Source organism: Burkholderia mycopellens, from assembly GCF_964265025.1.
Lineage (GTDB): Bacteria > Pseudomonadota > Gammaproteobacteria > Burkholderiales > Burkholderiaceae > Burkholderia.
The window spans coordinates 71,296-84,367 of sequence record NZ_OZ183804.1 but is presented as its reverse complement, the minus strand read 5'-3'; the positions used below and the strand labels follow the sequence as shown (position 1 = coordinate 84,367).

The 13,072-nt window shown below is 66.8% G+C and carries 11 protein-coding genes; 3 read left to right on the top strand and 8 right to left on the bottom strand.

The window, feature by feature from the left end; translation table 11 throughout:
* Positions 1 to 30 precede the first annotated feature (30 nt).
* The 3 genes from ACPTTC_RS34390 to ACPTTC_RS34380 all read right to left on the bottom strand — a co-directional run bounded on the left by ACPTTC_RS34390 (position 31) and on the right by ACPTTC_RS34380 (position 3,576).
* Positions 31 to 1,278, bottom strand: coding sequence for an MFS transporter (locus ACPTTC_RS34390; RefSeq protein WP_423395821.1), 1,248 nt, complete (start codon positions 1,276 to 1,278; stop codon positions 31 to 33).
* A gap of 293 nt (positions 1,279 to 1,571) precedes the next feature.
* Positions 1,572 to 1,901 (bottom strand): H-NS family nucleoid-associated regulatory protein, encoded by a 330-nt coding sequence (locus ACPTTC_RS34385; protein ID WP_059522924.1) that lies wholly within the window; start codon positions 1,899 to 1,901, stop codon positions 1,572 to 1,574.
* 325 nt (positions 1,902 to 2,226) lie between these two features.
* Complete coding sequence (locus tag ACPTTC_RS34380) at positions 2,227 to 3,576, bottom strand: reverse transcriptase family protein (protein ID WP_423395820.1); 1,350 nt, start codon at positions 3,574 to 3,576, stop codon at positions 2,227 to 2,229.
* A gap of 847 nt (positions 3,577 to 4,423) precedes the next feature.
* Between ACPTTC_RS34380 and ACPTTC_RS34375 the strand changes: the two genes are divergently transcribed.
* Positions 4,424 to 4,696, top strand: coding sequence for a hypothetical protein (locus ACPTTC_RS34375; RefSeq protein WP_175957448.1), 273 nt, complete (start codon positions 4,424 to 4,426; stop codon positions 4,694 to 4,696).
* Between the two features lie 225 nt (positions 4,697 to 4,921).
* On the opposite strand, the gene ACPTTC_RS34370 is transcribed toward ACPTTC_RS34375, so the two are convergent.
* The 5 genes from ACPTTC_RS34370 to ACPTTC_RS34350 all read right to left on the bottom strand — a co-directional run bounded on the left by ACPTTC_RS34370 (position 4,922) and on the right by ACPTTC_RS34350 (position 10,359).
* Positions 4,922 to 5,905, bottom strand: a complete 984-nt coding sequence (locus tag ACPTTC_RS34370) for a succinylglutamate desuccinylase (protein ID WP_423395819.1) — start codon at positions 5,903 to 5,905, stop codon at positions 4,922 to 4,924.
* 81 nt (positions 5,906 to 5,986) lie between these two features.
* On the bottom strand, positions 5,987 to 7,315 hold the full coding sequence (locus ACPTTC_RS34365) for an MFS transporter (protein ID WP_423395818.1): 1,329 nt from the start codon (positions 7,313 to 7,315) through the stop codon (positions 5,987 to 5,989).
* A gap of 181 nt (positions 7,316 to 7,496) precedes the next feature.
* The gene (locus tag ACPTTC_RS34360; protein WP_175957444.1) at positions 7,497 to 8,405 is read right to left on the bottom strand and encodes a LysR family transcriptional regulator; all 909 of its coding nucleotides are present in this window, start codon (positions 8,403 to 8,405) and stop codon (positions 7,497 to 7,499) included.
* A gap of 238 nt (positions 8,406 to 8,643) precedes the next feature.
* Positions 8,644 to 9,609, bottom strand: coding sequence for a dTDP-4-dehydrorhamnose reductase family protein (locus tag ACPTTC_RS34355; RefSeq protein ID WP_423395817.1), 966 nt, complete (start codon positions 9,607 to 9,609; stop codon positions 8,644 to 8,646).
* A 336-nt stretch (positions 9,610 to 9,945) separates the two neighbouring features.
* A complete protein-coding gene (locus ACPTTC_RS34350; RefSeq protein ID WP_011350305.1) occupies positions 9,946 to 10,359 on the bottom strand; it encodes a DoxX family protein in 414 nt (137 codons plus the stop codon).
* A gap of 415 nt (positions 10,360 to 10,774) precedes the next feature.
* Here ACPTTC_RS34350 and ACPTTC_RS34345 point away from each other — a divergent pair, with 415 nt between their 5' ends.
* Together ACPTTC_RS34345 and fliD are read left to right on the top strand one after the other, a co-directional pair.
* The gene (locus tag ACPTTC_RS34345; protein WP_423395816.1) at positions 10,775 to 11,059 is read left to right on the top strand and encodes a hypothetical protein; all 285 of its coding nucleotides are present in this window, start codon (positions 10,775 to 10,777) and stop codon (positions 11,057 to 11,059) included.
* 326 nt (positions 11,060 to 11,385) lie between these two features.
* Positions 11,386 to 12,888 carry a flagellar filament capping protein FliD gene (gene fliD, locus ACPTTC_RS34340; protein ID WP_423395815.1) on the top strand — a complete coding sequence of 501 codons (1,503 nt, stop codon included), beginning with the start codon at positions 11,386 to 11,388 and terminating at the stop codon, positions 12,886 to 12,888.
* Positions 12,889 to 13,072 lie beyond the last annotated feature (184 nt).

Sequence of the window (13,072 nt, the reverse complement as noted above, 5' to 3'; positions counted from 1 at the left end):
GAGATCGTGGGGGGCGCGCGATCGCCGCGCTCATTCGAGTTCGACGCCCTTGAGTTCGGGAATCAGGCACAGCGTCGCGACCATGTCGAGCACGTAGAGGCCGGCGAGCAGCGCGATGGCCGTCTGGAACGAGTAGTGCGCGGCCAGCGCGCCGACCGCGACCGGGCCGAAGCCGCCGACCGCGCGGCCGATATTCCACAGCACGTTCTGCGCGGTCGCGCGCGCGGCCGTCGGATAGCCTTCCGACATCAGCGTTCCGTAGCCGCCGACCATCCCGTTGACGAACATGCCCATCAGCGCACCGGCCCACAGCATCGCGGCCGGGTCCGACAGCCGCGCATACGCGATGACCGTCACGACCGAGCCGAGCTGGTACAGCAGGAACGTCGGCTTGCGCCCGATGCGGTCGGCCAACTGCCCGAACACCCAGACGCCGATCATCATCCCGACGACCGTCGCCGCCGTCCACAGCCCCGACTTCGTCAGCGAGAAGCCCATCTGTTTCGACAGGAAGGTCGGCAGCCAGATCATGATCCCGTAGTAGCCGAAGTTCTGGACCGAACACAGGATCACGATGCCGAGGCTCGTGCGCGTGGTCCGGCCGTCCGCGACCAGCAGGCGAAACGCGTTGGGCTTCGGCTGGGCTGCGCGCCGCACGAACGCTTCAGGCTCGTGCAGCTTGTTGCGCATCGCCCAGGCGAGCAGCGCGGGCAGCACGCCGACCAGGAACATCCCGCGCCAGCCGACGTGCATCAGCAGGAACGGCGTCAGCAGCGCGGCCAGCAGTACGCCGGCCTGCCAGCCGAGCGCGACGTAGCACGACACGCGTGCGCGCTTGCTGGCCGGCCACGCTTCCGCCGCGAGCGCCATGCCGATCCCGAACTCGCCGCCCAGTCCGATGCCCGCTATGGTGCGGTACACCAGCAGATCCCGGAAACCCTGCGCGAACGCGCACAGCCCGGTGAAGATCGCGAACAGCAGGATCGTCCAGGTCAGCACGCGCACGCGCCCGTAACGGTCGCTCAGCGCACCGAACAGGATGCCGCCGGCGACGGCGCCGATCAGCGTCCACGTGACCAGCGCGCCGCCCTGCCCGGGCGTCAGGTGCAGCGCCGCCGTGATCGCCGGCAGCATGAAGCCGAGGATCAGCAGGTCGAAGCCGTCCATCGCATAGCCGATCGCCGATCCGGCCAGCGCTTTCCACGCATACGCGCCGACCTGCTCCGCGCGCGGGGCCGACGGGCCGCCGAGCGACGAGGATTTCATGTTTGCTGCCATGGTGTCCCGCCACGATTGTCCGGCGACATTCTAAGGCCTGTGCCCGTGCCCGACGGGCCGGCCAACCCGCCGCCGGCGAGGGTGCGCGCGCGTCGGCACCCGCTTGCGGGGCGGCGGGCGGGAATCGGCGGGCAGCGAACGGGAGGGAAAAACGGCGATCCGGTGGCGGCGAGGCCGGCAATGTCGCGGTCAGGCCGGACACCGGATGAAAAACAGCATATTGGCGCAGTGTTGCCGGCCGGCCCGCTTGCGCGAACCGGACGGCGCCGGGCGGCCTCGCGGCCCGGCCGGCTTCAGCCCTGGTCGTCTCCGGGCCACCAGGTCTTGGCCCCGCGGTCGACGGCGAGCGTATCGAGATCCTTGCCTTCGAGCCATTTCGGGCGCGGGCCGCGGCCCGACCACGAGCGGCCGGTCGTCGGATCGTAGTACTTCGCAGGTGCCTTGCGTTTTCGCTGGACGATATAGCCAAGCGCGCTCAGTACTTCCTGCTGCGAAATTCCCAAAAGCTCGACCTGTTCCTTGAATGCCGCGAGCGCGGCCTGCTTCTCCTTCTGCTTCGCGTCCGACAGCTTGATGTTCAGGTCCCGAAGTTGTGCTTCGAGTTCCTGCAGGGCCTGGGTCATGTATTCATCCTCTTTGGGCATGTTTTGGCAAAAAGCTCCGATGGCGGAACCTACCACGAAGTTCCGCCGATCGGGGCTGTCAAATGTATGACTCGTATGCCTGAGCCGGCATGGCTTGCGCGATACGCACTAAACGACGTCACGCGTCAATCAACGGCAAGACAGGACCGGGCCGGCAACGCGCAACCCGCCATGGACGAAGGCACGGCGAGCGGCTGCGGCAAGTAAGCGCCGCACTTGGCACGGCGCGGCATGGCGCGAATGATAGCAGTGCTGGGCGCCGTGTTGCAGAATCCGACGGCCGGCGTGGATGCGAACCGGCCGTTTACCTGCAGCCGTCGCGGGCTTCCCACGCGATCCGGTCGAACAGCGCGCGCAGCTTCGCGCCGCGCGCCGCGTTCAGCGCGGCCGCATGCGCGACGCGCCCGGCGAGATGCGCGCGGAAATCCGGATGCGCCTCGCGATTCTGCGACGCCGGCCCGCTCCGGATGCAGTTGGTCAGGATAGCCTTCAGGAGATCGAACTCGTCGCGCGCCAGATTCGGATGACGATTGACGACCACGCCGGCCAGTTGTTGCCGCATGCCGCGCCGCATCACGCGCGTCTTGCGCAGTTGCAGCGCAAAGCCCTCCTCGAGCGCGATCGCGGCGACCCGGACCTGCAGCCGCTCGACGTCGCGCGCCAGCGCGCCGCCGCCGGAAAAGGCGAGATCGTCGGCATAGCGCGTGTAGGTTGCGCCGAGCGATCGCGCGAGCGCGGCGAGCCGCATGTCGAACCGGAATGCGCTCAGGTTCGCCAGCGCCGGGGACGTCGGCGCCCCTTGCGGCAGATGCCGTTCGCGATAGCGCTGGCGGCCGATCCAGTCGAACCGGTCGCGCAGGTCGGGCGCGAGCAGCCGCGCGGACGGCACGCGATTGGTGCACAGCCCGGTGAGCGTCCGCGCGACTTCGGCCGGATACCCGAGCGTGACGAACAGCGCGTGCACGCGGGCGGCGCGTATCGATACGAAGAAATCCGCCAGATCGAAACGGACGACGACATCGCGATCCGCATGCGGCGCCGCGAACGACACGATGCCGTGCCCCTTGCGAAAACCGTGCACCGCACCGTGCGGCGCGATGCGATCGAGCAGCCCGTGCAGGATGCGGCGCTGCGCTTCGCGCAGCCGGCCTTTCGGGATTTCGACGAGACGGCTGCCGCCGCTGCGCTTGTCGTGCGCCACGTACGTGTAGTGATGCAGCGGCGTGGCGCTGCCGCGCGCGTCGACACGCCAGTGGTCGGACAGCCAGTCGAGCGCCGGCGCGCTCACGCCGAGCCAGCCGGCAAGATCGCCGGGCGTCGCCCATTGCGGCACGTCGCAGCCGGCGAGCGGCGCCGGCACCGGCCGCTGGACTGGCGCGCGCCGCACGACACGGATCGCGGCCGGCCGATCGTTGCCGTACCAGGCGAGCACGAAAGCCGGCGCATCGGCGAGGACCGCCGCCAGCGTACCGATGTCGACGTCGTCCCAGCCCGCACCGAAGCGGGCGAGCGCGGCATCCGCGACTTCGTGCGTCCACGGTGGCGCGCTGCCGAGCACGGCCGCCATCCGGGACAGGACGCCGGCGCGTTCAGGCGCACCGGCCAGCATGGCTTCGGCAATCGTGCGGGTGGTGTCGAACAGGGAGCCGGACATGGGAATCGATGGGCGGGACGGTGAGCCAACGTGACTGGTGCTGCGAGGAGTCGTGTTGCGCATCGCGCAACCGTGCTCCTTGCGACGCATCGGGGTGTCGATCTGATCCACGGGGTAGCCCCGTAGTCCTGGAACATCGGTTGCCTGTTCCGGGCGTGTGCTTGACCCACCGGCCCGCGATGCGACTTTAATGGCCGCGAACGCGGCGTGTCAAACCGGGCTACTTGTTCGAATGCGTCAGGGGGCGGGCCATTGCATCGTCACGTGTTTGCCGTGCGGGGGCCCGGTGTCCTGACGCTCCGGGCAGGTTCGGGAACTCGCGCAGTGTAGCGTCTTTCCGGGCCGGGTCGACCCGGCCGGGGCCGACTTCGAAGGATGTGCGCCGCGCAGCGCGCACCGGACGAGCCATGCGCTCGAACGCTTGAGCCCCCCATGAACACCCATGCGCTTCACCCGTCGCACCATCAACCATCGAATCAATATTCGCCGCCGATTATTTAAATATCGGAATAATCAAAAAACGAAAATAACGGTTCGCAGAATTCAATTAAATAGAATTCAAACAAAATTATCGAATCCGATTAACGATAAATTAATACGATTGGCGCCATCAAATTCAAATAAATAACCTTCGTTGTGCGTCGCAACACCGTGAATCAAAAATCAACGAGATCCGGAGGCGCAGCACGACTTATTTCATTCGTGCTTGGTCGCATCGTTTCCACCTTGTCAGGCCACTGTTGATTTCCAGACACTTGTGAATCAGCAATCCGGAAGACGGACACGTCTCCCGGACTTGACCGACGTCGTCATATCGCATCAATTCATTCAATACAAAAGGAAAATCATGAAGAAGATTGCAACCGTGCTGTTTTCAGCACTGATGCTGGCCTCCACGTGCGCGTCCGCACAGGCGCTTTGCAAGGCCGGCAAGATCGACAAGATCGAAACCGACCCCACCGGCAACCTGCTGGTGACCATTAACGACGGTGTCTACTCGTTCAGCGCCAAGGAAGTTTATTCAATTATTTACCAGGCGTATTCAGAAAACCGGAATCTTTTTATCTACGGCAATAATTGCGCGAATGGCTCGCCGGCGACCCGCTTTGCCATTCGCTAATCAAGCTTAAAATGCTCGACGATTATCGGTACGTGGAGCCTGGAGCTGGATTGACACTCTGAATCCAGCGCCATCGCGGGCTGGGGTGTCGGCGCTGCGCTTCATGACACCTTCATGCCCGCTACCTGATCAACCCCCTGCCAGTTCCACCCCGGCCCCCTCGAAACAGGCCGTGCTTACCGTGACGGGACAGGCATTATCGGGCCTTTGTCGCCGCAGGCGGCATCAGCGATCCAGCAACCGCCCCAGCCGCATCATCGTGACGTTCACGCCGAGATGGCGCATCGACGGTTGCACGATCACGCAGTTGTCGTACGGCGTGACGATCGCGTCGTCGCCGTCGCGCGCGATCTCGGTGCCGGCCCGCTCGATCACCTCGAGCCCCGTGAACGGTTGCGAGAACCGGAAATCCATCGAACGCGCGACGACCGGCTCCGTGATCTCCACGAACTTCTGACGCACCGGCGCGGCTTGCGTAAGAAAAGCCGCGACGTCGTCGCGCGCAACCACGCCCGCATGCAGCAGGAAGCGCGCCGCGCTGTCGAGCGCGACATCGCGCGCGCGCGCGGCGAAGTGCTGGCCCGTCTCGATCAGCAGCGCATTCTTCGCGCTCGCCGGATCGCCGAAACCGCCGTAATCGCGCAGCCGCGTGCCGTTCGCATGGCCGCGATCGATGATCACGTGCTCCGGCGTGCCGATTGCGGCCGCCAGCGCGATCGCCTTGTCGAGCGGCCCGGTCATCATCAACGGTGCGGACGCTTCGTGCATCGAATGAATGTCGAGCAGCAGGTCGACCGTATCGAGCAGCGGACGCATCGCGCGCGCACGCGCGAGTTCGCGGCTGTCGCGCGTGCCGTCGAGCGCGGCCGGCGTCCACACGCGATTCATGTCCTCGTCGAGGTAGCGCGTCGCATCGGCATTCACCGCGCTGAAGTGCTCGTATGCGCCGACGTTGCCGAAGCCGAGCGACAGGCGGCCCGCCACCGGACGCAGGCCGGCGGCCAGCAACGTGTCCACCGCAATCGCACCGCTGACTTCGTTGCCGTGCGTCAGCGCGAGGATCATCACGTGCTTGCCGGGCCGGCCGCTGTCGAACGTGTGCAGATACTCGATGCCCGTATTGCCCGCGCGCCAGCGCGCGATGTCGGGGAAGGCCACTTCGATCGGATAGGCCGGCAACGCGGCGCGGATGGCTTCAAGCGTGGTCATGTCGGAAAGGCTCAACAGGGTTCGGGAAAGGCGCGGCCGGCGTGTGCCGGTTGCGCCGGAATCGGGTTCGCGGCCGGCGCGTCACGCCCCGGTCGCACGCGTCGACGGCGCGCCGGCGGCCGCCGCGCCGCGCATCCGGCGGCCGAGCGAGATCACCGACGTGATCCCGAGCACGGCCGTCGCCATCACGTAGAAACTCGGTGCCAGCTTGTTGTGCGTCGCGTCGATCAGCCAGGTCACGATCAGCGGCGCGAAGCCGCCGAACAGCGTCACCGAGAAGTTGTACGACAGCGCGAGGCCCGTGCCGCGCGTGCTCGTCGGGAAGATGTCGGCGAGCAGCGCCGGTAGCGGCGCGAGGCTCACCGCGATCAGCAGGCCGACCAGCGCCTGCACCGCGAGCAGCGTCTCGACCGTCGGATAGCGGTTCAACATCACGAACAGCGGCCACGTCGTGACGCCGACCAGGATCAGCGCGATCAGCATCACGCGAATGCGGCCGAAACGATCCGACAGGTGCCCGACGACCGGTGCGGCGACCATCAGCATCGCGCCCGTGACGACCGCGCCGAGATACGACGACGTGGCCGGGATATGCAGTTGCTTGACCGCGTACGTCGGCATGTACAGCTTGTGCACGTAGTTGAACGCCGTGGCCGTCGCGACGACGCCCGCGCCGAGCAGCAGGTTCGCGCGATCGCGAGCGAACACGTCGCGCAGCGGCGACTTCGCTCGCCCCTTCTCGCCGAGCCGGCGGAAATCGGCCGGTTCGTCGATGTTGCGGCGGATGTAGAGCCCGACCGGGCCGATCAGCAGCCCGACCGAGAACGCGACGCGCCAGCCCCACGCATGCAGTTGGTCGGTCGTCAGCAGCAGGCTCAGCAGCGCGGACACGCCAGCCGCGAGCACCGTCGCGAGCCCCTGCGTCGACATCTGCCAGCTCGCGAAGAAGCCGCGCCGCTTCGCATCGGCCTGCTCGACCATGAACGCCGTCGCCGCGCCGAATTCGCCGCCGGTCGAGAAACCCTGCAGCATCCGCGCGACGATGATCAGCAGCGGCGACGCGATGCCGATCTGCGCATACGTCGGCGCGAACGCGATCATCGCGGTGCCGAGCATCATCAGCCCGATCGACATCGTCAGCGACGCCTTGCGGCCCGCGCGGTCCGCATAGCTGCCGAGCACGATCGAGCCGAGCGGGCGCGTGACGAACGAAATGCCGAACGTGCCCACCGACAGCAGCAGCGAAGTCGCCGCGTCGTGCGTGGGGAAGAACAGCTGGCCGATGACGATCGCGAAATAGCCGTAGATCAGCAGGTCGTAGAACTCCAGCGCGTTCCCGATGCTCGCGGCGCAGATCTCGCGCCACGGATTGTGCGGGGCCGGCGTCGCGGCGTGTGTGTTGCGGGTCATCCCTGTGCTCCTCCGGTAACGCTGGCCATCAGGATTTTGAAAGACGGTGCGCGGCTTTGCCGGCGGCCGTTCGGGCCAGTCAAGCGCGGAGTGTAGGCAACGCGGGGCGGGCGTTCGTGCCGTTTCGGCACGCAATCGTGCCGATCGGCGCGCGGGCCCCGGAACCGCCGCTCACGGCAGGCTATGCCGCGCCGTCGTCGCGCGACGGCGCGGTGCGCCAGATCGCATCCAGCACCGGGTGCGGGTCGTTCCGGCGCCGATACAGTGCGATGTCGAAGCCGATCTGCCAGTCGGCGCCCCCGACGATCGCGAGTTCGCCGCGCCGCACGTCATCGGCGACGAGCCGCTGCGGCAGCCACGCGAGGCCGAGCCCGCGACGCGCCATCGCGAGAATCGCTTCATACGAATCGGCCTGGTACACGGGGCGCAGCGTCGGGCGGTTCGGCATTTCGGCAAGATGCCGCGCGAGCACCGCGCGCAGCGTCAGGGTGCGCGCGAACGCGAGCCATGGCACCGGCGCCTGCCCCGCCGGCAGCCGGTAGCGCACGCTGCCGCGCGCATCGAACGCACTGACCGGCACCAGCACCTCGCGCGCGACCGACAGCCAGTCGAAGCGGTCGCGATCGATCAGCAGCCGCGTATGCGGGCTCGAATAGACGATCAGCATGTCGGCATCGCCGGCCGTGAGTTGCAGGATCGCTTCCTCCGCGCTGCCGGTCGATACGGTCGCCGTGAAGAAGCCTGCGCGCGCAACCGTCTCGTCGTACCAGTCGGGGAAGAAGGTGGCCGAGAGCGTGCGGCCGGTCGCGATCCTGAGATTGTTCTCCAGCACCGGCGTCGCTTCCTGAAGTTGCGTGCGGGCGCCATGCAGGATGTCGAGCGCGTTCGACGCCGCATCGAGGAACACGGTGCCGGCCGCCGTCAGTTCGAGCGGCTTCGTGCGCGCGATCAGGCGCGTGCCGACCCATTCCTCGAGCGACCGGATGCGGCGGCCGAACGCCGGATGCGTGACGAAGCGGTTCTCCGCCGCGCGCGTGAAGCTGCGCGTGCGCGCGAGTTCGACGAAGTCTTCGAGCCATTTCAGTTGCATGGCTGGGCTCCTGGGTGGGCGACGAGGTGCGGGCCGGTGCGCGCTCGCGAACGGCATTCATGGCGCGGCCGCCGGCATGGGCAGATGCGGCTCATGTGGCTCATGTGGCTCGTGTGGCTCGTGTGGCTCGTGTGGCTCATGTGGCTCGTGCGGCTCTGCGGCTCTGCGGCTCTGCGGCTCTGCGGCTCATGCGTCGCAGGCCGTGCAGGCCACGCGGGCCGCGCGTAGCGCCCGGATCCTACAGCGCCTGCGGCGCATCGCGCAGCACGGCGCGCAGCGCGGTATCGAACGGCGTCGCGTGATCGATCCCGGCCGCGCGCACGCGCGACGCGTCCAGATGGCAATCGTACGGGCGCGGCGTCGCGTCGGTCGGCTGGTCGATTCGCTCGAGCGCGGCTTCGACGCCGAGCGCGGCCGCGATCCGCTGCGCGATGTCGTACTTCGTCATCGGCTCCTCGCCCGACCAGTGACGGAGGCCCGTGATCGACGCCCCCGCGAGATGGCGCAGCGTCAGGTCGCGGATGACGTCCGCGACATCCGGCGTATAGGTCGGGTAACGGATCGCCCAAGCGTCCATGCCGACCGCGCCGGCGCCCGGCCGAGCGGATGCGACGATCGCCGGCACGAGGCTCGTGACGGCCGATTCGCTCCAGTCGACGATCGGGCCGAAGAGCAGCGGCAGACGCAGCACGCACGACAGCGGCGACGCGGCGAGCAGCGCTGCCTCGCCCTCCAGCTTCGTGCGGCCGTAGATGTTCAGCGGATTCGGGGCGGCGTCCTCGCGGTATGGGGCAGCCTTGCCGTCGAAGACGTAGTCGGTGGAGATGCCGAGCGTCCATGCGCCGTGGCGCGCGGCAAGCGCACCGATGCGGGCCGGGGCGGTGACGTTGATCGCGCGGGCGCCGGCAGGATCGCGTTCGCAGACGTCCGGACGGCGTTCGGCCGCGCAGATGATCACGGCGGCCGGTTGGCGGGTGGCGAAGAGGTGTTCGAGGGCCGGCTCGTCGAGGACGTCGAGTTCGGCGAGGTTTTCCGGTGGCAGTGCGAGGCGTTTTGCGCCCGCGCTTTGCGGGTTCCGGAGGGTCGCGACGAGGTTCAACGACGATTCGCGGGCCAGGGACGCGGCAACCGCACGGCCGAGGAGGCCGGCGGCGCCGATGAGCAGGACGGTCGGGAGGACGGTCGACGTGGTCGGGTTTGGCATGGGCGGCAATCCGGGTGACGTGGGGGCGCGAAGTCGCGATCGACATTCGAGCCACGGTGGTGCGGAGGATAGCCGAGTATCGCGGCCGGCACATCGTGTGCGGCAGATCGGAAACGCCTCGACGGACGGGTGTCATGTGCGCCGCGGCCGACGGCCGGCCCGGCGCACCGTCCGCCGGGATGATGCCCGTGCTGCCGGCGACGTCGGCTCGCCGCGCGGCCGCCCCTGCGCGAGTGCGATCCGCGGAGCGGCCACACCGCGCCCCTCGCCAACAAGCAAAGCCCGGTGCGCTTGCGCGCACCGGGCGGTCACATCGGCAGGCAACGCCGCCCCGCCTTACTTCCGGTCGAGCGAATACCGCCCCGGCCCGGTCAGGGCGAGCAACAGCAACCCGCCGATGATGCTCACGTTCTTGTAGAAGTTGATCATCGCCATGTATTGCTCCATCCCCTGCAGCGCCCAGTAGCGATGGCCGATCAGCGCGGTCGCGAGCGTATAGGCGGCGAACACGAGTGCGAGCGGACGCGTATAGAAGCCGATCGCGATCAGCAGGCCACCGGCCAGTTCGACCCCGACCGCGATCGCGGCTGCCAGTTCGGGCGCCGGGTTCCCCGTCGACGCCATGTACGCGACCGTGCCCGAGAAGCCGTTCAGCTTCTGCCAGCCGAACAGCACGAACAGGATCATCAACAACACGCGAGCCGCCAGCAGCAGTTCGTCCTTCTTCGATTCCAGCGAAACGTAACGCATGACAATCACCCTTGAATTGACGGTTTGATGCGTCCGGTGCCGATACGCGCCACATTGGCGCGCCAGGTCGGCAACGAACCACTCCTCGCACGATCGGACAGCAAGCCGGCCGGCCTGCCGCCGAAGAATCCGTCCGGCCGCGCCGCTCCCGGCGCGCTCCGGATCGGTTCTGGCGAAGCACGGATGCAGTCTACTGTCCTGCCACAAATCATCAATCCGTCAAAACAAGATTCGCTGTCTCACATAAGTGGACAATCGAGCGAAACAAGGCCATGACGCGGCAGCGGCGAATCCGATCAAATCGACCTGCCCTTATGTTTCAAGAACATGAAAACTGCCCGCGCATATCCGGATTCCGTATCCACTCGATATTGAAGCGCCAATTGGCGCAAGCAGGCCATATCGACGTATCGCCATGCGTTATTCGACGATACGTTATGTGCATGAACCTGAAATCAATGAATTAAGCGTGCAACTCGGCGTTCTTTCCAATCGGCGAATCATCCTGTTTCGGACAAAGACACCCGGCCTGGAAATGCGCATTGGGAAGCGAAAACGTTTCCCACGCGAGCGGGTTGATGTCGGCGGCGGCGGTTTTCGTCCAGTGGGCAAGGGTTTCAGCCCGATAGCCGCCGGCAGGAACACCTTCCACACACCGTCGATCGATCCGGTGTTTAGCAGGGCAAGCGAGACAACGTGATCAGGCATTCACGCGCTCGGCAAGTTTTCACTGCCGGCAAAAATCCTTGAATAAATACAATTGAAGTGATGAGTTAACGGCAAAAAATCGCAAACCTTTAGCCCGCGCTACACCGTCGCATTTCCGTCTGCATTTTTCTCAACATGCATTACAAAAAATTACCAAGCAATACCGATTTAAATATACGATAGCGCACGTCCTTACGTTTTCCCGACACTCCCGTGAACCCCGGAACGCGTCGCACCGGACACGGCCGGCAGGCGAACCGCCGCAGGCCGTCACGGCAGCCGCTCGTCACGGGATCGCTTTTCAACCGGAGACCACCCATGGCAACGAACACGCCTGTGAACAGCAGCGCGAACGCGAACAGCCTGATGCAACAGGCGGCGCAATCGATCATCAACGGCTCGACCGGCAATCCGGCGATGGACGTCGGCACGCTCGTCAAGACGCTGGTGAACGCGAAGACGGCCGGCCGGGTCGCGGCGCTCGCCGCGTCGCAGCAGACCGGCACCACGCAGATTTCCGCATTCGGTGCGCTGTCGTCGGCGCTGGGGGCGCTCGAGGCGGGCCTCGCGTCGCTGACGAATGGCGCGCTGCAGTCGACGTTTACCGCGGTCGCGAGCGGCAAGGGCCTGACCGCGACGGCGGGCGCAGGCGCGGTTGCCGGCACCTATACGGTCGGCGTCACGCAGGTCGCAACCGCGCAGGCGCTGGCTTCGTCGGGCTTCGACGGTAGCAAGGCGCTCGGCACCGGCACGCTGACGCTGTCGCTCGGCAGCCAGTCGTTCAAGGTCGACGTGAACGGCACGAACAACACGCTGTCGGGCATCGCGGCCGCGATCAACGCCGCATCGAACAACCCGGGGATCAGCGCGACCGTCATCAACGGCACCGACGGCGCGCACCTCGTGCTCGCGTCGACGAAGACGGGCTCGGCGAACGCGATCAGCGTCGCGGTCGGCAACGTGGCCAACGACACCGGGCTGTCGAACCTCGGCGTCACGTCGACGGCCGACACGACCGGCGGCGCGTCGAAGATCGACTCGGCGAACAGCGCGGCCGCGTGGCGGCAAAGCGCCGTTGCGCAGGACGCGAAGTTCACGCTCAACGGCATCGCGTCGACCAGCGCGAGCAACACGGTGTCGGGCGTGCTGAACGGCGTCACGCTGAACCTGTCGGCGGCCGCGGTCAGCGCGACCGATACGCAGACGCTGACGGTCAGCACCGATACGAAGTCGCAGGCGGCCACGATCACGAATTTCGTGAGCCTGTACAACACCGTCGTCAAGACCATGGGCGCACTGTCGAGCTACACGGCAGGGGCAAGCTCGCAGGGCGCGCTGATCGGCGATTCGACGCTGAACACGATCCGCAACTCGCTTGCGTCGATCGTCGCGCGCGGCGTCCCCAACGAGAACGGCAACGGGCACACGAACCTGATGGCGATCGGCATCTCGCTCGAGAAGGACGGCACGCTGAAGGTCGACAGCGCGAAGCTCGACAGTGCGCTGACCAACAACCCGTCGGGCGTCGCGCGCCTGTTCAACTCGACGAACGGGATGGGCAAGCACCTGACCGACCAGATCGCGCCCTTCACGAAGAAAGGCGGGATGATCGAGGTGCGCACGAACGCGCTGAGCGCCGACCTGAAGCGCGTCACGCAGCAGCAGACGGATCTGGCCGACTATGCCGCGCAGCTGACCAAGCAGTACCAGGCGCAGTTCACGGCGCTCAACACGCTGATGGCCAAGATGAACTCGAACACGCAGTACCTGACCCGACTGTTCGGCGGCGCCAACAGCAGCGGCACGCTGGCGAACAAGTGACGAGCGGCCGGGCCGCACGATGATCGTGGCGGCGGCCGCCGGTCAATGGATCGACCGGCTCGCGCCGCCGCGCGCGCCTCTGCTCGCAATGTCCCGCCAGGACACATCGCTCACGCCCGGCGGTGCGCGAGCGCGCGACGGGCTCCCTTCCCCGGTTCGCGCCATCGCGGCACGCAGCCTGTCC